Source organism: Sphingomonas aerophila (genome assembly GCF_014199305.1).
In the GTDB taxonomy this organism is placed as follows: Bacteria; Pseudomonadota; Alphaproteobacteria; order Sphingomonadales; family Sphingomonadaceae; genus Sphingomonas; species Sphingomonas aerophila.
In genome coordinates this window covers 80,842-103,896 of record NZ_JACIJK010000006.1, presented here as the reverse complement: position 1 = coordinate 103,896, position 23,055 = coordinate 80,842, and the positions used below count along the sequence as shown (strand labels likewise).

At 67.9% G+C, this 23,055-nt stretch carries 19 protein-coding genes; 11 read left to right on the top strand and 8 right to left on the bottom strand.

All coding sequences use genetic code 11. The features are described 5' to 3' along the window. Positions 1-96: 96 nt before the first annotated feature. From FHS94_RS10460 to FHS94_RS10425, 8 genes are all read left to right on the top strand, one after another. Positions 97-2,448: a sensor histidine kinase gene (locus tag FHS94_RS10460; RefSeq protein ID WP_184057544.1), complete on the top strand. Its 2,352-nt coding sequence runs from the start codon at positions 97-99 to the stop codon at positions 2,446-2,448. Next, positions 2,445-2,885 (top strand): tRNA (adenosine(37)-N6)-threonylcarbamoyltransferase complex ATPase subunit type 1 TsaE, encoded by a 441-nt coding sequence (tsaE, locus tag FHS94_RS10455; RefSeq protein WP_184057542.1) that lies wholly within the window; start codon positions 2,445-2,447, stop codon positions 2,883-2,885. The genes FHS94_RS10460 and tsaE overlap by 4 nt, the downstream gene beginning before the upstream one ends. Next, a complete protein-coding gene (locus tag FHS94_RS10450) occupies positions 2,882-3,850 on the top strand; it encodes an aminoglycoside phosphotransferase family protein (RefSeq protein WP_184057962.1) in 969 nt (322 codons plus the stop codon). Before tsaE ends, FHS94_RS10450 begins: the two co-directional genes overlap by 4 nt. Further along, complete coding sequence (locus FHS94_RS10445; RefSeq protein ID WP_184057540.1) at positions 3,847-4,602, top strand: nucleotidyltransferase family protein; 756 nt, start codon at positions 3,847-3,849, stop codon at positions 4,600-4,602. The genes FHS94_RS10450 and FHS94_RS10445 overlap by 4 nt, the downstream gene beginning before the upstream one ends. After that, positions 4,595-7,534, top strand: a complete 2,940-nt coding sequence (addB, locus tag FHS94_RS10440; RefSeq protein WP_184057538.1) for a double-strand break repair protein AddB — start codon at positions 4,595-4,597, stop codon at positions 7,532-7,534. The genes FHS94_RS10445 and addB overlap by 8 nt, the downstream gene beginning before the upstream one ends. Beyond that, positions 7,521-10,964 carry a double-strand break repair helicase AddA gene (addA, locus tag FHS94_RS10435; protein ID WP_184057536.1) on the top strand — a complete coding sequence of 1,148 codons (3,444 nt, stop codon included), beginning with the start codon at positions 7,521-7,523 and terminating at the stop codon, positions 10,962-10,964. The genes addB and addA overlap by 14 nt, the downstream gene beginning before the upstream one ends. Positions 10,965-11,025: 61 nt before the next feature. Beyond that, positions 11,026-11,349, top strand: coding sequence for a thioredoxin (trxA, locus tag FHS94_RS10430; RefSeq protein ID WP_184057534.1), 324 nt, complete (start codon positions 11,026-11,028; stop codon positions 11,347-11,349). Between the two features lie 103 nt (positions 11,350-11,452). Further along, the gene (locus FHS94_RS10425; RefSeq protein WP_184057532.1) at positions 11,453-12,427 is read left to right on the top strand and encodes a quinone oxidoreductase family protein; all 975 of its coding nucleotides are present in this window, start codon (positions 11,453-11,455) and stop codon (positions 12,425-12,427) included. On the opposite strand, the gene FHS94_RS10420 is transcribed toward FHS94_RS10425, so the two are convergent. Continuing rightward, a complete protein-coding gene (locus FHS94_RS10420) occupies positions 12,424-13,506 on the bottom strand; it encodes an SPL family radical SAM protein (protein ID WP_184057530.1) in 1,083 nt (360 codons plus the stop codon). The genes FHS94_RS10425 and FHS94_RS10420 overlap by 4 nt on opposite strands. A gap of 67 nt (positions 13,507-13,573) precedes the next feature. On the opposite strand from FHS94_RS10420, the gene FHS94_RS10415 reads away from it, so the two are divergent. Next, on the top strand, positions 13,574-14,539 hold the full coding sequence (locus FHS94_RS10415; RefSeq protein WP_184057528.1) for an SDR family oxidoreductase: 966 nt from the start codon (positions 13,574-13,576) through the stop codon (positions 14,537-14,539). A gap of 51 nt (positions 14,540-14,590) precedes the next feature. On the opposite strand, the gene glnA is transcribed toward FHS94_RS10415, so the two are convergent. From glnA to aroQ, 5 genes are all read right to left on the bottom strand, one after another. Beyond that, complete coding sequence (glnA, locus tag FHS94_RS10410; RefSeq protein ID WP_184057526.1) at positions 14,591-16,003, bottom strand: type I glutamate--ammonia ligase; 1,413 nt, start codon at positions 16,001-16,003, stop codon at positions 14,591-14,593. A 61-nt stretch (positions 16,004-16,064) separates the two neighbouring features. Then, positions 16,065-16,403: a P-II family nitrogen regulator gene (locus FHS94_RS10405; RefSeq protein ID WP_184057524.1), complete on the bottom strand. Its 339-nt coding sequence runs from the start codon at positions 16,401-16,403 to the stop codon at positions 16,065-16,067. Positions 16,404-16,861: 458 nt separating this feature from the next. Further along, positions 16,862-18,214 carry an acetyl-CoA carboxylase biotin carboxylase subunit gene (accC, locus tag FHS94_RS10400; protein ID WP_184057522.1) on the bottom strand — a complete coding sequence of 451 codons (1,353 nt, stop codon included), beginning with the start codon at positions 18,212-18,214 and terminating at the stop codon, positions 16,862-16,864. A gap of 2 nt (positions 18,215-18,216) precedes the next feature. After that, complete coding sequence (accB, locus tag FHS94_RS10395) at positions 18,217-18,717, bottom strand: acetyl-CoA carboxylase biotin carboxyl carrier protein (protein ID WP_184057520.1); 501 nt, start codon at positions 18,715-18,717, stop codon at positions 18,217-18,219. Between the two features lie 34 nt (positions 18,718-18,751). Beyond that, positions 18,752-19,186 (bottom strand): type II 3-dehydroquinate dehydratase, encoded by a 435-nt coding sequence (aroQ, locus tag FHS94_RS10390; RefSeq protein ID WP_184057518.1) that lies wholly within the window; start codon positions 19,184-19,186, stop codon positions 18,752-18,754. A 74-nt stretch (positions 19,187-19,260) separates the two neighbouring features. On the opposite strand from aroQ, the gene thiS reads away from it, so the two are divergent. Together thiS and FHS94_RS10380 are read left to right on the top strand one after the other, a co-directional pair. Beyond that, positions 19,261-20,268, top strand: coding sequence for a sulfur carrier protein ThiS (gene thiS, locus FHS94_RS10385; protein WP_184057516.1), 1,008 nt, complete (start codon positions 19,261-19,263; stop codon positions 20,266-20,268). A gap of 109 nt (positions 20,269-20,377) precedes the next feature. Then, positions 20,378-20,560, top strand: a complete 183-nt coding sequence (locus FHS94_RS10380) for a CsbD family protein (RefSeq protein WP_184057514.1) — start codon at positions 20,378-20,380, stop codon at positions 20,558-20,560. A gap of 108 nt (positions 20,561-20,668) precedes the next feature. Here FHS94_RS10380 and FHS94_RS10375 read toward each other — a convergent pair whose 3' ends face one another. Beyond that, complete coding sequence (locus tag FHS94_RS10375; protein ID WP_184057512.1) at positions 20,669-21,334, bottom strand: L,D-transpeptidase family protein; 666 nt, start codon at positions 21,332-21,334, stop codon at positions 20,669-20,671. 42 nt (positions 21,335-21,376) lie between these two features. Then, complete coding sequence (locus tag FHS94_RS10370) at positions 21,377-23,020, bottom strand: thiamine pyrophosphate-binding protein (RefSeq protein WP_184057510.1); 1,644 nt, start codon at positions 23,018-23,020, stop codon at positions 21,377-21,379. Positions 23,021-23,055 lie beyond the last annotated feature (35 nt).

Below are 23,055 nucleotides of genomic sequence, written 5' to 3'. Positions count from 1 at the left end.
CCCGGGGTCGCGGCGAAATCTGCCGCATTGCCGCTGCGGACCGCACACCCTACAACCTGCGCGCATGAGGCAGGGGTTCAGGCGCGCGGATCGGCAATGGTGAGCGGCGCGACGGGGCTGGTGGTGGCTGGTGTCATCGCGGCGCTGTTCCTGATTGGGGGAGCAGTGCTGCTGTTTCTCGGCCTGCGGATGCGTGCGGATGCCGCGGCGGCGACGCGCGAGAACGACCGGCTTTCCGCATTGCTGACCGCCGGTCCGGCTCAGGTGATGCTGGTGCAGGCTGATGGGCGGGTCGACATGCCACAGCGTCTGGCGGACTGGTTCGGCCTGGCGTCACCGCCGCGCTACCTTCCGGAGCTGACGGGCGAGGATCAGGGATTGTCGCCGCAGGACAGCGCCGCGATCGCCGCGGACGTTCAGGCGGCGCAGCGGGCAGGGCGTGGCTTTGTACGGGCGGTACGCCCGCTGGGATCGCCGCGGGCCATCACCTTGCGCGGCGCGCGCGCGCCGGCCGGCGTCGGGGCGCCTGGCACCGTGCTGATCTGGGCGTTCGACGCGACCGATTCGGAGGCGGAGATCGCCCGGTTGCGCGGGGAAACGGCACGGTTGAGCAGCGCCTTCGAGGCACTGACCGGGCTGATCGAGGCGGCGCCACTGCCGATGTGGTACCGCGGCGCGGACCTGCGGCTGGCGATGGTGAATTCAGCCTATGTCGAGGCGGTGGAAGGGCGCGATGCCGCCGACGTGGTGGCGCGCGGGATCGAACTGATCGAAGGGTCCGATCGCGGCGGGCCGCTGGCGGGGGCGGCCACGGCGCGCGACACGGGGCGATCGCACGAGATGGTCGTGCCCGCGACCATTGGCGGCGCGCGTCGTTCGCTTCGCCAGTTCGACGTCCCGCTGCCGACCGGCGGGGTGGCAGGCTTTGCGGTCGATATCGAGGACCTGGAACAGGCCCGCAGCACGTCGCGCCGTTTCGCCGAAGCACAGCGCGGGATGCTGGATCGCCTGTCCGCTGGCGTGGCGCAGTTCGGGTCCGATCGCGCGCTGGTGTTCTGCAACCAGCCGTTCCGCCGCATGTTCGCGATGCGCACGGAATGGTTGGCCGACCGCCCGGAGTTCGACCGCGTGCTGGAGCGCATGCGTGAGGCGAGCCGGGTTCCAGAAGTACGCGACTTTCCGGGCTGGAAGGCCGAACGACGCGACTGGTTCACGCAGACGGACGGCGCCATCGAGGAAAACTGGCATTTGCCCGGCGGCGTCCACATCCGCGTCGTCGCCCAGCCGTTGCCCGACGGCGGTTTGTTGCTGATCTTTGAGGATCGGACGGAGCAGGTGCAGCTTGCCTCCGCGCGCGACACGCTGCTGCGGGTTCGTACCGCGACCTTCGACAATCTGTTCGAAGCTTTGGGCGTGTTCGCCGCCGACGGCCGACTGCAGTTGTGGAACAGCCGTTTCCGCGCATTGTGGGGCGTGGAAGAAGAATTCTTCACAGCCCATCCGCGGGTCGATGTCTTTGCCGACGCCGTCGCCTCCAAGCTCGCGACGCCCAATCGCGCGGCGTTGATCCCCGAGCTGGTCCGGTCAGCGACGGGCGAGCGGCAGCAGCGCGGTGGGCGGGTAGCCTTTGCCGACGGGCGCCACTTCGAGTTCGCGGCGGTGCCGCTGCCCGATGGCAACGCGCTGTTCACCATGCTCGACATCACCGACAGCCGCCGCGCCGAACAAGCGCTGCGCGATCGTGCGGACGCGCTGGAAGAGGCGGACAGGGTCCGCACCGAGTTCGTCGCGAACATGAGCTATGAGCTGAAAACGCCGCTGACGTCGATCAGTGGTTTCGCCGAGATGCTGCACGGCGGCTATGCGGGCAAGCTGCCACGCCAGGCGGATGGTTATGTGGAAGCGATCATCGATTCGGTCGAGCGGCTGAGCCACCTGATCGACGACGTGCTCGACCTGACCAGTTCGGAACGCGAGGGCGGTGAGCTGGCGCGTGAGGACGTGGACCTTGCCGCGACCGCCCGGGCGGCAGCGGACGCGGTGGCGCCGGCGCTGAAGCGTCGCCGGCTCGACTTTGCGGTCGAGATCGCGCGGTCGACGGGCCGCATCACGGGCGACCCACGACGCCTGCGTGAGGTCATCGAGCATCTGTTGCGGCATGCGCTGGAATCGACGCCGGAGGGTGGGCGCATCCTGCTCCACGCCGATGGCAACGCAACCGGCGCGCGAATTGTAGTGTCCGACAATGGTCCCGGCATGGACCCAGACACGGTCGCCCATGCCTTTGATCGCTTTGCGCAGCCCGGCATCACCCCGACGGGCGAGCGGGCGCTTGGCCTGGGACTGCCGCTCGCCCGGCAGTTCGTGGAAGCTCATGGCGGCACGGTTGAGCTGTTGTCCGAACCGGGCGAGGGGACGCTGGTCACCGTGGAACTGCCGCGTCGATGATCCTGCGCGATGCGGCGGCAACCGACGCGGTCGGCCGCACCCTGGCCGGGTCGTTGCGGGCGGGAGACGTGGTGACTCTGTCCGGGCCGCTGGGGGCAGGCAAGACCAGCATCGCGCGTGGCGTGCTGTCCGCGCTGGGCCTGGCGGGTGAAGCGCCCAGCCCGAGCTTTGCCATCGTCCAGCCCTATGCCGTTCCCGAGGTGCGACTGCCTGTGCTGCACGTCGACCTGTATCGCCTGAACGATCCAGCGGAGATCGAGGAGCTGGGGCTGGACGATGCGCGGCATGACCACGCGTTGCTGGTCGAGTGGCCGGAACATGCGGGCGCGGGAGCATGGCCCGACGCCCTGGCACTGACCATTTCCATCGAGCCGAACAATGCGCGCCGCTTGACAGCCACCGTGCCCGCCGCTTGGAAGGATCGATGGCCGACATGACCCCGCCGGCGGGCGCCGCCGGCTTCCTCGCCGCCCATGGCTGGGCCGGCGCGCGTATCGACCCGCTTGCGGGCGACGCCTCCTTTCGTCGTTATTTCCGGGTGGAGCATCAGGGCCGCCGTGCGGTGCTGATGGACGCGCCGCCCCCTAACGAGGACCCGCGCCCATTTCTGGAGGTTGCGCGCTGGCTTTCGGAGCGGGGCTTTGCGGCGCCCGTGATCCACGCCGCCGACGAGGAGGTGGGGCTGGTGTTGCTGGAGGACTTTGGCGACGCCCGGATGCGTGAGGTGATCGACACGGACGACGGGCTGACCGTGCCGTTGTACGAGTCGGCAGTGGATGCCCTGGTCGCGCTGCGGAAACATCCGGCGGGTCCGTTTCCTGCCTACGATCGGGCGGTGTTGCACCGGGAAGCAGACCTGTTCGTCGACTGGTATTGCCAGGCGGTCGGACTGGACGTGGACCGCGAAGGCTGGCGGGCGGCCTGGGATGCCGTGCTGGATCATGGCCTGCCCCAAACGCCGGTCACCGTGCTGCGCGATTACCATGCCGAGAACCTGATGCTGCTGGGCGAGGGACGGCCGCTCGGCCTGCTCGACTTTCAGGACGCGCTGGCGGGGCACCCGGCCTATGACCTGGTGTCGCTGCTGCAGGATGCGCGGCGCGAGGTCGACCCCAATCTCGAAGATGTCATGCTCGACCGCTACCTTGCCGCGACCGGCGAGGGAGACGGGTTCATGGCCGCTTATCATGTGCTTGGGGCGCAGCGGAATGCCAAGGTGATCGGCATTTTCACCCGCCTGTGGCAGCGGGACGGCAAGCCCCGTTATGGGGCGCTGTGCCCGCGGGTGTGGGGGTATCTGGAACGCGACCTGTCGCAGCCCGTGCTGGCCCCTGTCGCACGCTGGTTCGACGACAACGTCCCGCCCGAGAAGCGCGGCGACCCCATGGTGCTGGCGCGATGACCCGGCAGCTGGCGCTGCGCCCCGATCCCGGCGGGCGCGTGCCTGATACGGCGATGGTGATGGCGGCTGGCCTGGGCAAGCGGATGCGACCGCTCACCGCGACCCGGCCCAAGCCGCTGGTGGAAGTCGCGGGCAAGCCTTTGATCGATCACGTCTTTGACCGGTTGCGCACGGCCGGGGTGCATCGCGCGGTGGTGAACGTTCATTACCTGGCCGACGCTCTTGAAGCGCATCTGCGGCTTCGGACCGAAGGGCTGGAGGTGGTCGTGTCCGACGAGCGGGCGCGGCTGATGGAGACTGGCGGCGGGTTGATGCAGGCGCGCCATCTGCTGGGCGACGACCCGATCGTGGTCGTCAACAGCGACAATCTGTGGGTTGATGGCCCCGTGGACGCGATCCGGCTTCTCGCGGCGCGGTGGGACGATGCGACGATGGACGTGTTGTTGCTACTGGTCCCGCTCGCCCGGGCGCACAACCATGCCGGGCAGGGCGACTTTTACCTCGGCGGCGACGGGCGGATCACCCGGCGTCGTGGCCAGGGACGGGTCGCCCCGTTCGTGTTCACGGGTGTGCAGATCGTGCATCCGCGCCTGTTGGTCGACGCGCCGGAAGGGCCGTTTTCTACCAATCTGTTCTGGAACCGGGCGATCGAGGCCGGGCGCGCCTTTGGCCTGGTTCATCAGGGCCTTTGGTTCGACGTCGGCTATCCCGGCGCGATCGCGGCGACGGAGGCGGTGCTGGCCGATGGCTGAGGCACGCGGGCCGCAGCTTTTCACGATACCCGGCCACCACGCCTTCGCCGATTCGCTGGTGGCGGGGCTGCGCCGGCGCGCAGGCGACGACCCGATGGCGCTGGCCCGGACCATGGTCATCCTGCCCAACAACCGTGCGGCGCGAGCGGTGACGGACGCGTTTGTGCGGGCAAGCGGCGGGGCGTTGTTGTTGCCACGGCTGGTGGCGATTGGCGACCCTGAACTGGGCGAGGCGGTGGGAGCCGCCATCGATGCGGCCGACGCGCCCGATCCGCCGCCCCCCGCAGTGTCGCCCCATGCGCGGCGCCTGATCCTTGCCCGGTTGGTGGCGGAGGAGCGGCAAGCCGCCGGCCAGCCGGTTGGCGCCGCAGAAGCGGTCCGGCTTGCAGGCGAGCTTGCACGAGTCAGCGACCAACTGGCCGTGGAAGAAGTGCCCGCGGATCGCCTGCGGACGCTGGACATCGGTGCCGAGCTTGCCAGCCATTGGGAGCGGGCGCGCGAGAGTCTGGCGGTGCTGCTCGATCGTTGGCCGCGAGAGCTTGCGCGATTGAACCGGATCGATTCGGCCGATCGCCGCCGCCGCTTGCTGGGCGAGCTTGTCGAGCGCTGGCGTGTTGCGCCGCCGCCGGGGCTGGTGTGCGCTGCGGGCGTCACCGACAGCGCGCCCGCTGTCGCGCGGCTGCTGCGCCGGATCGCGGATCTGCCCCGCGGGCTGGTCGTGTTCGCCGGGCTAGACCTGGCGATGCAGCAGGCCGAGTGGGACGCCTTGGGACCGCACGAGCCCGATCCGGTCACCGGCCATCGGCCGCGCGCGATCGAGGTGCATCCGCAGTTCCACCTGAAGTTGATGCTGGACCGCATGGACGTGGGCCGGGGAGAGGTGCAGCCCTGGCGAGAGGTCGCGGGCGCCGGGTCCGACGTGGCGCGCGGGCGAGCCGTCGCCAATGCGCTGGCTCCGGCGGAGTTCACCTCCCGATGGACGACCCTTGGGCCCGCCGATCGGCGGCTGTCAGGCGTGCGAGCAGCGGAGTTCGCCACCGCTGCGGAAGAAGCGCAGGGGATCGCGCTCGCCCTGCGCGAGGCATTGGAGACACCCGGGCGGACGGCAGCCCTGGTCACGCCCGACCGTGGGCTTGCCCGCCGGGTTGCCGCGCATTGCCGGCGCTGGGGCATCACCATCGACGATTCGGCTGGCCGACCCCTGTCGATCCTGCCGCCGGGCACGTTGCTGCTCGCCATCGCGGAGGCGGCGACGCAGGGCTGGGCGCCGCTCGCGCTGCTGGCGCTGTTGAAGCATCCGCTGGTGGGTGTGGGCAACCGGCTAGCCTGGCTGGACGGTGTTCGATTGCTCGACCTTGCCTTGCGCGGCCCACGTCCGCCGGCGGGGCTAGACGGTATCGACACGCGGGTGAAGGGGGCTGCGGCGCTGTGGTGGGCCGAAGCGCGGGCGACGCTGGAGCCCATGGCGTCCACCTTCAGCGCCGGGCCGCAGCCGCTGGCCACCCTGGTCGCGTGCCTGCGTGAAGCCGCCGATGCCCTGGCGGGAGATGAGGCATGGACCGGTCCCGCCGGTCGCGCCGCCGCCGAACTATTGGACGAGCTGGAGCGAGAAGGCGCGGGCGGGCCGCCGCTGGTCGACCCGGCTGAGCTGGCGCCGATGCTGCGCGTGCTGGCGGACGAGGTCGCGGTGCGGCCGCCACAGGGTGTCCGCCACCCGCGGCTTGCCATCTATGGCCAGATCGAGGCCCGGTTGCAGTCGGCGGACCTGATGGTGCTGGGTGGGCTGAATGAAGGCGTCTGGCCTGGCCGCCCTGCCCCCGATCCATGGCTGGCGCCACGCATCCGGGCGGAGCTGGGCCTGCCCGGGCTGGAACGGCGGGTCGGCGTGGCCGCGCACGATTTCGGTCAGGCGCTGGGCAGTCCGTCCGTGTTGATCACGCGCGCGCGCCGGGATGCCTCGGCGCCGGCGCTCGCGTCGCGTTTCTGGTTGCGGCTGCAGGCGATGGCGGACGACCGGTTCGAACGCGCACCGGAGGTGGAGCGCTGGACGCACGCGCTCGATGAACCGGGCGAGCACATTCCGGCGAGCCGCCCAGCGCCCGTGCCGCCGCGCGCGCTGCGCCCTACGGCCATTTCGATCACCGAGGTCGACCGGTTGAAGGCGGACCCGTATGCTTTCTACGCGCGCCGGGTGCTGGCGCTTGCGCCGCTCGATCCGGTCGATGCCGACCCGACGCCCGCGTGGCGAGGGACGGCGGTGCACTCCATCCTGGAGGCCTGGTGGACGGAGGATGCTTGCGCCGCCGACGCGCTCAAACCGCGCGCCCGGGCGATGCTGCGCGATGGCGCTACGCATCCGATGCTGCGGGCCCTGTGGCAACCGCGGCTGGAGGAGGCGATCGACTTCGTCGCGGCGAAGGTCAGTGCCGATGCCGAAACCGGGCGGAAGGTGACCCATGCCGAGGGGCGCGGGCGCATTGCGCTGGCGGGCGTCACGCTGTCGGGGCGGTTCGATCGGATCGACGCGCTGCCGGGCGGCGGCATCGCCATTGTCGATTACAAGACGGGCAAGGCACCCAGCACCGCGGCGGTGCGGGCGGGGTTCAGCCTGCAGCTCGGCCTGACGGGGATCATTGCAGAACGTGGCGGTTTCGAGGGCGTATCGGGCGAGGCGCGCGCGTTTGAATATTGGTCGCTTGCCAAGGGCCCCGGTGGCTTTGGCACTGTTACCTCCCCGTGCGACGACGCGGGCAAGCGCGACCGCATCGTCACGTCCGAGTTCACGACGGTCGCGGCCGCAAACTTCGCGGACGCGGCGGGCAAGTGGCTGACCGGCGAGGAGCCTTTCACCGCGAAGCTGGTGCCAGAATACGCGCCCTATGCGGAATATGACCAGCTGATGCGCCGAGACGAATGGTATGGCCGTGAGTAGTTCGCCCGTCGCTCAGCTCCGACCGCTGCCGCCATTGACCCGCGATCAGGCGGATGCGTCGGCGCCGGAAGCCCATGTCTGGCTGTCGGCCTCGGCCGGAACGGGCAAGACGCAAGTGCTGGCCGCGCGGGTGTTCCGGCTGTTGCTGCGGGGGGTCGCGCCGGACGCGATCCTGTGCCTCACCTTCACCAAGGCAGGCGCGGCCGAGATGGCGACCCGGATCGGCAACCGGCTGGCCGCCTGGGTACGGGCGCCCGACACGGCTTTGTCGCGCGATCTTCATGCGTTGGGCGAGGAGCCGAGCGAGCAGCTGCGCAGGCGCGCCCGGACTCTGTTTGCCAGCGTGCTCGACGCGCCGGGTGGCGGCATCCGGATCGGGACCATCCACGGCTTCTGCCAGTCGTTGCTGGCCGCATTCCCGGTCGAGGCGGGCCTGGCGCCCGGCTTTCGGCCGTTGGAGCCGCGTGAAGAAGCGGTGCTGCAGCGAGAGGCGCTGGCCGGCATGCTCGCCGATGCCGAGCGTGAAGGGCGGCAGGCCCCCATCGACGCGATTGGCGCGCTGTCGCTTCGCTTGGGAGAGGGCGGGGCGGAGGCGTTCCTGGCGGCCTGCGCCCGATCCCTGGAGGCGCTGAACGCGCTGCCCGCCGGCATCCAGCCCTGGCTCCGGCGCGCGCTCGACCTACCAGCCGGCGACATTGCGGAGGCGATCGCGAGCGGGTGCGAGGCGCTCGACATCGACGCGATCCGCGACATTGCCGCCGCCAATCGCGCCTGGGCGACCAAGAGCGGGGTCGTGCGCGCAGAGGCGATCGATAGCTGGCTGGCAGGTGATCAGGCGGCGCGCGCCACCAACCTCGCCCAGCTTCATTCCGTCTGGGCCAAGGCGGATGGCGACCTGCGCTCCTTTGCCAAGGGGCAGGCGCCGGCGGACGCTGATTACGCCGCGCAAGCGACGGAGCTGCATGGCCGGTGTTCCGCGCTGCTGTCTTTGGCAACGCGAGCCGCTTATGCCGACCTGCTGGCGCAGGGCCTGGATGTCGGGCGCGACTATGCGCGGGCCTATTTACTGGCGAAGCGGCGGGTCGGTGCCGTCGATTTCGACGACCTGATCCAGACCGCCGTTCGCCTGTTGCAGCAGGACGGAATCGGCGAGTGGATCCGCTACAAGCTCGACCAGCGCACCGAGCACGTACTGATCGATGAAGCGCAGGACACCAACGTCGCGCAATGGACCATCGTGCGCGCGTTGGTGGACGAGTTCTTTGTCGGCCGCGGCGTCCATGCACCCTGGACCCGCACGCTGTTCACCGTGGGCGACTTCAAACAGGCGATCTTCGGATTTCAGGGCACCGACCCACGGACCTTTGAAGCGGCGGAGATGTACTTCCGGGCGCGTGCGGAGGCGCTTTCCGGGGCGGAGGGTTGGCCGATTGAGGAAACCGGCCTGCCGATGCACCAGCTGGCGCTGACCAGTTCGTTCCGATCGACCCGCCCGGTGCTGGAGTTCGTCGATGCCGCGGTGGAGGCGATCGGCGAACCGGGCCTGGGCACCGGCGCGGCCGAGCGGCACGCCAGCGAGGTTCCGGGGCCGGGCGAGGTGTTGCTGTGGCCCGCATCCGTCGCTGGCCCTCCCGATGGCGACGAGGACGAAGAAGGTTGGATCAGCGACGCCACCCGCCGGCTGGCGACCGACATCGCCGCCACGATCAGCCGCTGGCTGCACGACGGGCTGATGCTGGAGGCCAAGGGCCGCCCGCTCCGGCCCGAGGACGTGATGATCCTGGTGAAGCGGCGCGGCGACCTCGCATCGCTGCTCGTCGCGCGGCTGTACGCGGAGGGCGTACCGGTGGCGGGTGTCGACCGCCTTCGGCTGAACGCGCCATTGGCGGTGCAGGATTTGCTTGCCGCCATTCGCTTTGCGTTGCAGCCCGATGATGACCTGTCGTTGGCGAGCCTGCTCGTCTCCCCATTGGTCGGCTGGACGCAGGACGAGCTGATGGCCGCCGCTCCGCGAGAGAATGGCAGCTTGTGGCGGCATCTGCGCCGCACCCAGCCTGCTGCCCGCCTGGCGCCGCTGACGACGATCCTGGCGCGAGCGGACTTCACGACGCCCTATCAGTTCCTGGAGGAGATGCTGTCGGGCGAGCTCGACGGGCGCCGCAAGCTGCTGCGCCGACTGGGCGCGGAAGCGCGCGACCCAATCGAGGAGCTGCTGGGTGCCGCGCTCGCGTTCGAGACGACGACGACGCCCTCGCTGCAACGATTTCTGGACTGGTTCGACCGCGGCGACGTGGAGATCGTGCGCGACCCGTCCGCGCCACTCGATGCGGTTCGAGTGATGACGGCGCACGGGGCGAAGGGCTTGCAGGCACCGCTGGTGATCCTGGCGGATGCGACCGCTGACCCGGCCGCCGCGCCCCGTTCCATTTTGCGCTGGTCGCCTGACGAGGAGACTCCGGCCATTCCCGTGTTCCGTCCGCGTTCGGGCGAGCGTGGCGGGCCGCTGGATGCCGCGCTGACCGCGTCGGACACGCGCGAACTGGAAGAGCATTGGCGCCTGTTCTACGTCGCAGCAACGCGCGCGGAGGAGCGGCTGGTGATTGCCGGAGCGCTGGGTCCGCGGGCGAAGGGCGTCCCGCCAGAGCAGAGCTGGTATGCCGCCGCGGATCGCGCGCTCACCGCGCTCGGCGTGCCAGCGGGCGAGGGCGAGCGGGTCTTTCGCGGGCGCGCCCCAGAGCCTACCCGGCCGCGTCGCAAGGCTGCGGCCCCGCAGCTGGCGCCACCCGTCGAGCTGCCGGACTGGGCGCGCCGCCCCGCGCCGGAGGAGTCGCGCCCGTCACGCCCGCTTGCGCCATCCGCCCTGGGCGAGGATCGAGTGGCGGACCCGCCGCCCGGCCCCGCGATGCGCGAAGCGGCGGAGCGTGGCCGGCTGCTCCATGCACTGTTCGAGCGGTTGCCCGCCGTCGCTCCCGCGGCTCGCGCCGATGCGGCCGATCGATGGCTGGCGCGGGCGGGTGGAATCGAGGATGCGGCCGAGCGTCGCGCCTTGGCAGCCCCGGTGCTGGACATCCTGGCCGAGCCGCGCTTTGCCGCGCTGTTCGATGGCGACGCCTTGACCGAGGCGCCGATCACCGCGACGCTTCCCGACGGATTGGTGGTGGCGGGAACGGTTGACCGGCTGCTCGTTGGGGCGGACCGCATCATGCTGGTCGACTACAAGACCGGGCGGCGCGCCCCGGCAGCGGTGGCGGAGGTGCCCGACTATCACCTGCGGCAGATGGCGGCCTATGCCGCCGCGCTCCGCGTCATCTTTCCCGACCGGCGGGTAGAGGCGGCCCTGCTGTATACGTCTGGCCCAAGCCTGTTGGTGTTGCCGCCCGAACTGCTTGACCGACACAAGCCCGGCTTGCCGGCCGCGGAGCAAAGCTAGGCATCTGCCCGTTGAGCGGACCGTGCCGCCTCCCTAGATGGCAGGAAACAAGGAGATACTCATGGCTACCAAGCAGATCACCGACGCCAGCTTCCAGACCGACGTGCTGCAGTCCGACAAGCCCGTCCTGGTCGACTTCTGGGCCGAGTGGTGCGGGCCGTGCAAGATGATCGGGCCGAGCCTGGAAGAGCTGTCCGAAGAGCTTGGTGAGCAGGTCACGATCGCCAAGATCAACATCGACGAGAACCCCGACGCGCCCGGCAATTATGGCGTGCGCGGCATCCCGACGATGATCCTCTTCAAGGCCGGCGCTCCTGCCGCGACCAAGGTCGGCGCTGAGCCCAAGGGCCGTATCAAGGCGTGGCTGGAAGGCGCGCTCGCCTGATGCATTCTGGCTGATGCACTCTGCCTAATGCTCTCTGGTCGTGCCGGTTCTCCGGCACGGCCAGCAGTTTCGAACGACGAAAATGCAACATCGGGGGACCCTCATGGCTCGCTACGCACGGATCGATCGTACCGGCGGCCCAGAGGAGATCCGATGGCATGACGAAGACCTGGCGGCGCCCGGGCCCGGCCAAATACGTGTGCGGCATACGGCCGTCGGCCTGAACTACATCGACACCTATCACCGGCGGGGCATCTACCCGATCGAGCTGCCTGCCCGGCTGGGTGGCGAGGCGGCCGGAGTGGTCGAGGCAGTGGGGGAGGGTGTCACCCACCTTTCGCCCGGAACCCGTATCGGCACTTTCGGTCCGGCGCGCGGGGCTTATTCGACCGAGCGCAACATGGCCGCGGCGCAGGCGATCGCCTTGCCCGACGACATAGACGACCGGACCGCGGCGGCCATCCTGCTGAAAGGCTGCACCGCGGAGTTCCTGGTGGAGCGCTGCGCACGGGTTCAGCCGGGCCAGGCGGTGCTGGTCTGGGCCGCTGCCGGGGGTGTCGGACACTTGCTTGTCGGCTGGCTGCGAGCAATCGATGCGGTGGTGATCGGCGTCGCCGGCGGCGCGGACAAGTGCGCTGGGGTGCTTGCCGCCGGCGCATACCATGCCATTGATCATCGTGCCGAGGATGTTGCCGCTCGCGTTCGGGAGATCACCGACGGTGCGGGGGCGCCTGTCATCCTCGACGGGGTCGGAGCCGCGAGCTGGGAGGCGAGCCTTGGCGCGGCGGCCCGGCGTGGCCTGATCGTCAGCTATGGCAATGCTGGGGGGCCCGTCACTGGCGTATCGCTCGGCACGCTCAGTCAGCATGGCTCTCTGTTCGTGACCCGGCCGACGCTGTTCGACTTCTATGTCACTCCGGAGGAACGGACCGCTGGCGTCGAGCGGTTGTGGGAGATGCTTCGATCAGGTGCGATCCGGCCGGAGATCGGCCAGACCTTTGCGCTGGAGGACTCGGCGGAAGCCCATCGCGCGCTGGAGGCTGGCGAAACCCGGGGCAGCACGGTTCTGCTACCCTAGGTCCAGTACAGGATGCGGGCGTCGGGCAGGGCGCGCGAAATCTCCTGTTCGAAGAAGCTGCGAAGCGCCTTCATCGTGTTCGCGTCATACACATGCTTGATCGAGCCGAACTTGGTGCGCTTTTCCGAGCGGGCGGCCGGGTCCATCTCCAGGGAGGATCCCGGATACCAGCTGTCCAGTACCGCCTTTGACCCCGGCGTGAAGCGATGGGTGATCAGCTCCACCGTCAAATCCAGGTCAGGAACATCGTTAAGCGCCGCCGCAGCATCGGCGATCAGACCGGCATAGGCCACTTCCCACCCCCCTGCCGCGATGATCGGCGCGATCGTCAGGCCGACCTTGTAGCCCGCATCCGCCATGCGCCGAAGGGCACGCAGCCGGTCCGCGACACGCGACGTGCCCCCTTCGAAGCGCGCGAACCTGGGTGGATTGATCGAAGCCCGCATTCGCACCCGCCCGCCATGACGGAGGCCGAGCAGAGGTGACACGTCGGCGAACTTGGTGGTGAAACGCAGCTGCGCATCCGCGTCCCAGTCACCCATATAGCCGATCAGTGCCGACAACGATCCGGTCAGGTGCTCCAGCGCCAGCGGGTCGGTGTAGCATGATGCCTCATAGGTTGTGCCTTCATGCGCGCGCGCGCGCGAGCGTGACGTGACCTTGCCCTGGCCCAGGTGGCGGGGCAGTTCCTCCATGATCTCGGGCAAATTGGCGTAGACGCGGGTGATCGGCGGGCCCTTCAGCGAACCCGCGAGGTAGCAGTAGCTGCAATGCGCGGGGCACCCTTCCGCCAGGTCGACGCGCCAGTCGGCGGATGGCGCGATCGGCTGCAGGCGGCGCTTGGCGGGGCTGGCGACAACCAGCGCCAGCGTGTTCTTCGCTTCGGCATAGGCGCGGCGTGGATCATCGGGCAGGTCGAGCTTGATGCGGTCGGACGGCAGCTCGACCACCTCGATGCCCAGCGCAGCAACGCGCTCGGCGACCTGGCGACCGTGGTCCCAGCCGAGCGCAGACGGCGTCGCGAGCAGCCGCCGGGGCTGCCAGGCACGCGCGGAGGACAGGGGGGCAGCGGTCGCCATCTGTGCTCAACGCGGATCAACGGCCGCCGTTGCCCGTTCGGCGTCGAGCATCTGCGGAGAAGTTGGCATGGATTACACGAAGCTGGCGGTGGTGATCACCGGCGCGTCGAGCGGTGTCGGGCTGGCGACGGCAGAGGCGTTTGCTCGCAAAGGAGCGAAGTTGGTCCTCGTTGCGCGTGGCGAGGAGGCGCTGAACAAGGCGGCTGCACAGGTCAGGGAACTTGGTGCGGAGGTCACGGCGATCACTGCCGACGTTACCGACGCGGAGGTGGTGCGCCGGTTGGTCTCACGCGCGCGGGAGGCGCTAGGCCGCATCGACATGTGGGTGAGCAATGTCGGTGTTGGCGTGGTCGGGCGTTTCCACGAGGTGCCGTTCGAGCAGCACGAGCAGGTGATCCGCGCCAACCTGCTGAGCCATATGGCCGAAGCGCATGCGGTGCTGCCAGTGTTCATCGAGCAGGAGCGGGGCATCTGGGTCGACATGATCTCGCTCGGCGGGTTCGCGTCCACCCCCTGGGCGGCGGCTTACGGCGCAAGCAAGTTCGCGCTGAAGGGCTTTTCGGAAGCGCTGCGCGGTGAACTGGCCGCCCATCCGCATATCCATGTTTGTGACGTCTACCCGGCATTTCTGGACACGCCGGGTATCGCCCATGCCGCGAACGAGACGGGCAGAAAGCTGTCCGCGCCGCCGCCGGTTGCCGACGCGCGGCGGGTGGCAGACGCGATCGTCAGGCTGGCCAAACACCCGCGCGCCACCACGGTAGTCGGATCAATGGCTCATGCGATCCGGCTAGGCCATTTCCTCGCGCCGGGGCTGACGGCCAAGTCGATGTACGGGTTCATCGCATCGTATCTCGATCGAGCGGAGCCGGACGAGCGAACGACGGGCAATCTGTTCGAATCGGGCGGTGGCCCGGTATCGGTCGATGGCGGTCTGCGTAGCCCCAAGCAGCGGGCCGTCGGGCTTGCGGCGGCTGGCGTGATCGTCGCGGGTTTGGGCGTGTTCGCCTTGGCCAAGCGGCCGAAGAGGTGAGCGACACGCCGCGGCCGATAACGACCGCGGCGTGTTCGTCAGGGCCGGCGATCAGCCCGAATAGTACATGTCGTATTCGACCGGGCTCGGCGTCATTTCCCAGCGCGCGACGTCGGCGAACTTGAGTTCGATATACGCCTCGATCTGGTCCTTGTAGAACACGTCGCCCTTGAGCAGGAAGTCGTGATCTGCGGCAAGGGCGTCCAGCGCTTCACGCAGGCTGGCGCACACGGTCGGAACCTCTGCGAGCTCTGCCGGCGGCAGGTCGTAAAGGTTCTTGTCCATCGCCTCTCCCGGGTGGAGCCGGTTCTGGATCCCGTCCAGGCCAGCCATCATCAACGCCGCATAGGCGAGATAGGGATTGGCGAGCGCGTCGGGGAAGCGCACTTCCACGCGCTTCGACTTGGCACCGGTGCCATAAGGGATACGGCACGACGCCGAGCGATTGCGCGACGAATAGGCGAGCAGCACGGGCGCCTCGTAACCCGGTACCAGGCGCTTGTAGCTGTTGGTGGACGGGTTGGTGAACGCGTTCAGCGCCTTGGCGTGCTTGATGATGCCGCCGATGAAGTACAGGCATGTATCGCTGAGGCCCGCATAGCCGTTGCCGGCGAACAGCGGCTCCTTGCCCTGCCAGATCGAGAAGTGGGTGTGCATCCCCGAGCCGTTATCTTCCTTGATCGGCTTGGGCATGAATGTCGCGGTCTTGCCATAGGCATGGGCGACCTGATGCACGACATACTTGTAGATCTGCATGCGATCGGCGGTGGTGGTCAGCGTGCCAAAGGTCAGGCCCAGCTCATGCTGCGCGGCCGCCACCTCATGGTGGTGCTTGTCGCAAGGCAGGCCCATCTCGATCATGGTCGAGACCATCTCGCCGCGGATATCGACCGCCGAGTCGACCGGCGCGACGGGGAAATAGCCGCCCTTGGCGCGCGGACGATGGGCGAGGTTGCCGCCCTCATATTCGCGACCCGAGTTGCCCGGCAGCTCGACGTCATCGATCTTGTAGTAGCTGGTCGAGTAGCTGTTCTCGAACCGCACGTCGTCGAACATGAAGAACTCGGCCTCGGGGCCGACATACACGGTGTCGCCGATTCCGGTGGTCTTCAGGTAAGCCTCGGCGCGCTTGGCCGTCGAGCGCGGATCGCGGGCGTAAAGCTCGCCAGTCGAGGGCTCCACGATGTCGCAGATCACGATCAGCATCGGCGTTGCCGAGAACGGGTCCACATAGACCGCGTCCAGATCGGGCTTCAGCGTCATGTCCGATTCGTTGATCGCCTTCCACCCCTCGATCGAGGAGCCGTCGAACATCAGGCCGTCGGTGAATTCATCCTCGCCCAGGATCGATGCGACCATGGTCAGGTGCTGCCATTTGCCCTTTGGGTCGGTGAAGCGCAGATCGACCCACTCGATCTCCTGATCCTCAATCATCTTCAGAACGTCTGCGGCCGTATTCGCCATGTGAATCAGTCCTCGATGTGGTGTTCAAGCGCCGCCCGGGAACCCGGAGCGGAATTGCGTATCAGATCGCATCCTCATCGCGTTCGCCGGTGCGGATGCGGAGCGCGGTCTCGACGGGGAGAACGAAGATCTTGCCATCGCCGATGCGACCGGTCTGCGCGGCGGCGGCGATTGCCTCCACCACCCGGGCCGCCAGGCCGTCCTCGACGACCACCTCCAGCTTCACCTTGGGCAGGAAGTCGACCACATATTCAGCGCCGCGGTAAAGCTCCGTATGGCCCTTCTGCCGGCCGAAGCCCTTGGCTTCGGTTACGGTGATCCCGCTGACGCCGATTTCGTGGAGCGCTTCCTTCACTTCGTCGAGCTTGAACGGCTTGATGATCGCCTCGATCTTTTTCACGTCAGCTCAACCCCACCCCGAATAGATCCTCGCCCGTCCGGGCGCCTTGCACTGAACGTGCCAGTGAGAGGGGCGAGGGGGAAGGGGGATTCTGCTGCATGGCAGCACGATTCTGGTGCTGCTTTTTCGGGCAGAGTGGGCGTGGGTGCTTGTTTGGTGGGCAGAGTGGGCGCGTCCGGCAAAGGTCGGGAGCCTGAGTTCTTCGAGCCCGGCAAAGGCGTGGTCGACGTGTCTGCGGTTGCTGTGAGATGTTGGAGCTACCTCGGCCGCATCGCCTCTCGGCCCCGTCAGAGAGGGGTGAAGGCTCATGCGCCATCCCGTCACGTCGAGGTATCGACGGCGCTGGCTTACACGCAGGCCATGTCGCTGCGTCGTCTCAGTTATATGCGAAAAGTCTATCATTCCGCGGGAGGGGCGTCGGGCTGTCTAGACGCGACCACGACGCCCCCTCCCGGCCGTCATGGGGCTTGCCGGGCCAGCCATTCCTCAAGCCACTTGATCGTGTAGTCGCCGCGCTGAAACTCCGGATCGTCGAGCAGCGCCTGATGGAGGGGGATGGTGGTCTTCATGCCCTCAATCACGAACTCTTCCAGCGCACGGCGCAGGCGGGCGAGGCAGCCTTCACGCGTGTTGCCGTAGACGATCAGCTTCGCGATCATCGAGTCGTAGTAAGGCGGCACCTTGTAGCCGGCGTAGAGCCCCGAATCGACGCGGACGTGCATGCCGCCGGGCGCATGGAACTGCTTCACCAGGCCAGGTGAGGGGGCAAAGGTGCGCGGGTCCTCGGCATTGATGCGGCACTCGATCGCGTGGCCGCGGAACTGCACCTTGTCCTGGGTGACGGAGAGCGGATGCCCTTCGGCCACGCGGATCTGTTCGCGCACCAGGTCGATGCCGGTGATCATCTCCGTCACCGGATGCTCGACCTGAAGCCGAGTGTTCATCTCGATGAAGTAGAACTCACCGTCTTCCCAGAGGAACTCGATCGTGCCTGCGCCGCGATAGCTCATATCGGCCATCGCCTTAGCGACGACGCCGCCCATGCGGGCACGCTCTTCGGCGGAGATGATCGGGGAGGGTGCTTCCTCCAGCACCTTTTGATGGCGGCGCTGCAGCGAACAGTCGCGTTCGCCAAGGTGGATGGCGTTACCTTTGCCGTCGCCGAATACCTGGAATTCGATGTGCCGCGGGTTGCCGAGGTACTTTTCCATGTAAACGGTGGCATCGCCAAACGCGGCCTTTGCCTCCGTGCCGGCCTGCTGCATCAGAGTTTCGAGCTGGTCGGGTGAGGTGCACACCTTCATGCCGCGACCGCCGCCGCCACTCGCCGCCTTGATGATCACCGGATAACCGATCCGGTCGGCAAGAGCCTTGGCCTCGTCGAGGTCGCTGATCGCGCCGTCAGAGCCCGGCACCAGCGGAAGCCCGAGCGCGCCGGCGGTGCGCTTGGCCTCTACCTTGTCGCCCATGGTGCGGATGTGTTCGGGCTTGGGCCCGACGAACAGCAGGTCGTGCGACTCGACGATGTCCGCGAAACGGGCATTCTCGCTGAGAAAGCCGTAGCCGGGATGGATCGCATCGGCGCCGCTGATCTCGGCCGCGGAGATGATGTTCGGGATGTTGAGATAGCTGTCCGTCGCGGCCGGCGGGCCGATGCAGATCGCCTCATCCGCCAGCCGCACGTGCATGGCGTCGGTGTCGGCCGTGGAGTGGACCGCGACCGTCTTGATGCCCATTTCGTGGCATGCGCGGTGAATACGCAGCGCGATCTCGCCGCGATTGGCGATCAGCAGCTTCTTGATCTGGCGCATGATTATTCGACGACGATCAGCGGCTGGTCGAATTCGACCGGTTGCCCATTCTCGACCAGCACCTGCGTTACCGTGCCGCCGCTGGGCGCGGTGATCGGGTTCATCACCTTCATCGCTTCAACGATCAGCAGCGTGTCTCCAGGGGATACCTTTTGCCCGATGCCCGCGAAAGGCTTGGCGCCCGGTTCCGCCGACAGGTAGGCGGTTCCCACCATCGGCGAGCGGACCGCGGACGCTGTGCTGGCCGGGGTCGACGCGCCGATCTCCGCTGCGGCAGGAGCCGCCGCCAGGGGCGCAGAGGGCACAGGCGCGGTTGGAGCATAGGCGACCTGCGCCGGTGCCGCCGCTGCCGGTTTGCGAGCGACGCGGATCTTTCGATCCTTGTCCTCCACCTCGATCTCGGTCAGCTGCGTGGTGTCGAGCAGTTCGGCCAGCTGGCGGACCAGATCGACATCGATCTGCATCGCGGCCTGGTTGTTCTTGGGTTCGTTGTTGTCGGCCATTAGCCAAAAATCCCCTTGTAAGCGCGCGCCACTGTCAGATGCGCGCCGCCGCTTCAAGCGCGAGGAGGTAGGAAAGCGCGCCGAAGCCCGCGATGGTTCCCCGCGCGGCCTGCCCGACGAGGCTGACGTGACGAAAGGATTCGCGGGCGTGCGGGTTGGACAGGTGCACCTCGATCACCGGTGTCGTCACCGCCTTGATCGCGTCGTGGATCGCCACGGAGGTGTGGGTGAAGCCGCCGGCGTTGAGCAGCACGGCACGCGCGTTCGTCGCCTGCGCTTCGTGCAGCCAGTCAACCAGGTGCCCTTCATGATTGGACTGGCGCAGGTCGATATCGAGGTCGAGTTCGCGGGCGCGGTCCTCCAGCTGGCCGGCAATGTCGTCCAGCGTGTCATGGCCGTAGATGTGCGGTTCGCGCAGGCCCAGCAGGTTCAGATTGGGGCCGTTCAGGACGAGGACCGTATCGGGCATAGGAAACCTTTGGTTGAGCAACCGGGACGCGGGGCCTATCTCGCCCGCAACCCTTTCATCAGCGAAGAAGCCTCATGCCCCATACCGACGGCACCGTCACCATCAGCGTCAATGGCGAGCACAAGCGCGTCGCGGCGGGAATCTCGCTGGCCGACCTTGCAACCGAGCTTGGCCTGGTGCCCGAAAAGGTAGCGGTGGAGCGAAACATGGAAGTGGTGCCGCGGTCCACGCTCGGCCAGGTATGCGTCGAAGATGGCGACGATATCGAGATCGTCCATTTTGTTGGTGGCGGCGACCATGCGGGAGTTATCGCCGATGACAGCTGGACGGTGGCGGGCAGGACTTTTCGTTCGCGGCTGATCGTCGGCACCGGCAAGTACAAGGACTTTGCCCAGAACGCGGCGGCGCTGGAGGCGAGCGGGGCGGAGATCGTCACTGTGGCGGTGCGGCGGGTAAACGTCAGCGACCCCAAGGCGCCGATGCTGACCGACTTCATTGATCCCAAGCGGGTGACTTATCTGCCCAACACAGCGGGCTGCTTCACCGCGGACGAGGCGATCCGGACCTTGCGCCTGGCGCGTGAGGCGGGCGGCTGGGACCTCGTAAAGCTGGAAGTGCTGGGGGAAGCCAAGACGCTTTATCCCGACATGCGCGAAACGCTGAAGGCGACGGAGGTGCTGGTGCGCGAGGGCTTCAAGCCGATGGTGTATTGCACTGACGACCCCATCGCGGCGAAGCAGCTGGAGGAAGCGGGGGCGGTCGCGATCATGCCGCTCGGTGCGCCGATCGGATCGGGGCTGGGCATCCAGAACCGGGTCACCATCCGGCTGATCGTGGAGGGCGCGGGGGTGCCGGTGCTGGTCGATGCTGGCGTCGGCACGGCATCCGATGCGGCTGTGGCGATGGAGCTGGGCTGTGACGGTGTTCTGATGAACACGGCCATCGCCGAAGCCAAGGACCCGGTGATGATGGCAGCAGCCATGCGTGCGGCGGTGGACGCGGGGCGGCTCGCTTATCGGGCCGGGCGGATGGGGCAGCGGCGCTATGCCGACCCGTCGAGCCCGTTGGCAGGACTAATCTAAAGCAGCCGAAAGCGGAACAGCCGGCCGCTCAAGCCGTTTATCTTCACGTGATCACCGCGCGCGCAGCCAATCCCGGCGAGCAGCAGGCGCGACCACAAAGGAGTTCACCATGGGCGAGCTGACCGACAAGATCAAAGGCAACGTCAATGAGGCGATCGGCAACGTAAAGCAGGCGATCGGCGAGCATAACCGCGACCCGGATCTGGCGGCCGAAGGCAAGGCCCAGGAAGTGCAGGGCAAGGGCGAGCAGTTCAAGGGCAGCGTCAAGGGCGCACTCGGCGACGATATCTGATGATCGGGTAACCGGCGGCCCTGGCTGCTGGTGCTGATTGCAAGCGGCGTGTGGACCTGATGAGGTCTGCGCGCCGCTTTGCTTTTAGGATGGTGCCTTCGGAGGGGCTCAGGTGCGCTTGGCGGCGGTCACTGACTGGCCGAGGTCCAGCTTCTCTCCGCGTGTGACGATGACCTGGTCTCCCAGCTTCACCAGCCCGAACAGCTTGCGGGCGAACGGCGTGGGAATGCCGATGCAGCCATGGGTAGCGGCATCGAACGCAACCTTGCTGCCGTGTATCGAGATGCCGTCATTGGTCAGCCGCAGCATGTACGGCATTGGCGCATCGTACAGGTTGGAGACGTGGTCAGCGTCCTTGCCAATCACCGGGTATACGCCGGTCGGGGTCGGTTTCGAGTCAGCGCCATAGATGACGGCCGCCGTACCGACCTCATATCCTGCGCGGAACACGGAAAGGACATTGGCTTCCAGGTCGACGGTAACGACGACGCGGCCGGCGGGAACCTCCTTGTCATTCCAGAACCACGCGCCGTATTTGATCGGGCCGCCTGTATCGAGGATGCGCTTGATCGCGTAGGCTTCGGGAGCAGGGCTGGGCGTCGGGGCCGGCTTTTGCCGAACAGGCGAGACAGGCTCAGCTACGGGTGGCGCTAGGGTCGCAGCAATGGCCGGGGGCGCATCGCGATGGCGACTGGCGGCGACCACCGCGATGCCGATCCCGAGCGCGCTGGCCAGGATCACGCGGGCGGTCCACAGGGCAGGGGTGGCGCTCATGAAGGGCCGCTTACACCAGCAGCCCTCCACAAGCGGTAAACGTCACTTGCTGCGGATCGCCGTCAGCGTCGTGCCAGCGGTAATCTGTTCCAGGTCGGTCTTGAGGTGCAGCAGGCGGACGCCCGGCTGGTTCAGGGCGCGGCCGAGGGCGGGCGCGAAGGCCGCCGTTTCCTCCACCGTCTCGGCCCAGCAACCAAAGGCCCGGGCGAGGGCCGCGAAATCTGGATTGCCGAGGGTGGTGGCGGAGACGCGGCCGGGGAACTCGCGTTCCTGGTGCATGCGGATCGTGCCATAGGCCGAGTTGTCCACGACGATCACCAGGATCGACGCGCCATGCTGGACCGCGGTGGCCAGTTCCTGTCCGTTCATCAGGAAGTCGCCGTCGCCTGCCAGTGCGACAACGGCGCGGGCCGGGTAGCGGAGCGATGCCGCGACTGCGGCGGGGAGGCCATAGCCCATCGCTCCCGCAGTGGGTGCAAGCTGGGTCCCGTAGCCGCCATATTGCCAGTAGCGATGCCACCAGCCCGAGTAGTTGCCAGCGCCGTTGCAGATGATCGTGTCTGCCGGCATCGCTTCCTTCATCGCGGCGACGCAGGGTCCGAGATCGAGGCGCACGTTCGCGCGGGGCCGGGGCGTGGACCAGGCGCGATAGTCGGCGTGGGCCTCCGCGCCGGCCGGGTGAGCGGGGCCATCGAGTGCGGCGAGAGCCTCCGCAAAGGACGACATGTCGGCGCAAATGGCTAGGTCGGCTCGGTAGCTGCTGTGCAACTCCTCGGGATCGGGATGGACATGGACAAGGCGCTGGTCGGGGTGATCGGGGGTGACCAACGTGTAGCCGTCGGTGGTTGCCTCCCCCAGACGCGCGCCGATTACCAGCAGCAGATCGGCAGAGCGAACGCGTTCGACCACCTTGGGATTGGGGCCATAGCCGAGGTTTCCGGCATAGGCGGGGCAATCGTTCGGCACTGCATCCTGCCGACGAAAGGCGGCGACGAGCGGCACGCCGGTGCGATCGGCCCAGGCGGCGACGTCCTGGCCGGCATGGCTGGTCCACCCCGCTCCGCCGATGATCGCAACCGGGCGCTCGGCTGTGGCAAGCAGGTCGCCGAGGCGAGCGAGGGAGTCGTCGTCGACCGCTTGTGGTGCACGCGTAATCCGGGGGCGGTCCACTGCCTCCACCGTTTCGAGCAGCATGTCCTCCGGCAACGCGAGCACGACCGGGCCCGGCCGGCCGTTCATGGCGGTGGCATAGGCGCGGGCAACATATTCGGGGATGCGGCGAGCATCGTCGATTCGGGCGGTCCATTTCGCGAGCGGCGCGAACATTGCCTGAAAGTCGACCTCCTGGAACGCTTCGCGGTCGCGGGTGGACCGGTCGACATCGCCAATGAACAGGATCATCGGCTGCGAATCCTGCATCGCGACATGGACGCCGATAGCGGCGTTTGTAGCGCCCGGCCCGCGGGTGACAAAGGAGACGCCCGGGCGCCCGGTCAGCGCACCATCTGCGCAGGCCATGAAGGTGACGCCGCCTTCCTGCCGGCACACCACCGTCTCGATCGACGACGTGTCGTGGAGCGCGTCGAGCACCGCCAGGAAGCTTTCGCCGGGCACGGTGAACAGTCGTTCGCACCCCTGGATGGCGAGTTGGTCAACAAGGATTCGGCCGCCGGATCTGCTGGTCATCGGGCCGCCGTAGCGCGGGCTGGGCCGAGCGCCAA

Bases quoted from the DNA above. Each gene is read 5' to 3' on its own strand.
- FHS94_RS10415 (WP_184057528.1), top strand. From the start codon at position 13,574: ATGGATTACACGAAGCTGGCGGTGGTGATCACCGGCGCGTCGAGCGGT.
- glnA (WP_184057526.1), bottom strand. From the start codon at position 16,003: ATGGCGAATACGGCCGCAGACGTTCTGAAGATGATTGAGGATCAGGAG.
- aroQ (WP_184057518.1), bottom strand. From the start codon at position 19,186: ATGCCCGATACGGTCCTCGTCCTGAACGGCCCCAATCTGAACCTGCTG.
- accB (WP_184057520.1), bottom strand. From the start codon at position 18,717: ATGGCCGACAACAACGAACCCAAGAACAACCAGGCCGCGATGCAGATC.
- accC (WP_184057522.1), bottom strand. From the start codon at position 18,214: ATGCGCCAGATCAAGAAGCTGCTGATCGCCAATCGCGGCGAGATCGCG.
- FHS94_RS10375 (WP_184057512.1), bottom strand. From the start codon at position 21,334: ATGAGCGCCACCCCTGCCCTGTGGACCGCCCGCGTGATCCTGGCCAGC.
- tsaE (WP_184057542.1), top strand. From the start codon at position 2,445: ATGATCCTGCGCGATGCGGCGGCAACCGACGCGGTCGGCCGCACCCTG.
- trxA (WP_184057534.1), top strand. From the start codon at position 11,026: ATGGCTACCAAGCAGATCACCGACGCCAGCTTCCAGACCGACGTGCTG.
- addA (WP_184057536.1), top strand. From the start codon at position 7,521: ATGGCCGTGAGTAGTTCGCCCGTCGCTCAGCTCCGACCGCTGCCGCCA.
- FHS94_RS10380 (WP_184057514.1), top strand. From the start codon at position 20,378: ATGGGCGAGCTGACCGACAAGATCAAAGGCAACGTCAATGAGGCGATC.
- FHS94_RS10425 (WP_184057532.1), top strand. From the start codon at position 11,453: ATGGCTCGCTACGCACGGATCGATCGTACCGGCGGCCCAGAGGAGATC.
- FHS94_RS10460 (WP_184057544.1), top strand. From the start codon at position 97: ATGGTGAGCGGCGCGACGGGGCTGGTGGTGGCTGGTGTCATCGCGGCG.
- FHS94_RS10450 (WP_184057962.1), top strand. From the start codon at position 2,882: ATGACCCCGCCGGCGGGCGCCGCCGGCTTCCTCGCCGCCCATGGCTGG.
- addB (WP_184057538.1), top strand. From the start codon at position 4,595: ATGGCTGAGGCACGCGGGCCGCAGCTTTTCACGATACCCGGCCACCAC.
- FHS94_RS10370 (WP_184057510.1), bottom strand. From the start codon at position 23,020: ATGACCAGCAGATCCGGCGGCCGAATCCTTGTTGACCAACTCGCCATC.
- FHS94_RS10420 (WP_184057530.1), bottom strand. From the start codon at position 13,506: ATGGCGACCGCTGCCCCCCTGTCCTCCGCGCGTGCCTGGCAGCCCCGG.
- thiS (WP_184057516.1), top strand. From the start codon at position 19,261: ATGCCCCATACCGACGGCACCGTCACCATCAGCGTCAATGGCGAGCAC.
- FHS94_RS10445 (WP_184057540.1), top strand. From the start codon at position 3,847: ATGACCCGGCAGCTGGCGCTGCGCCCCGATCCCGGCGGGCGCGTGCCT.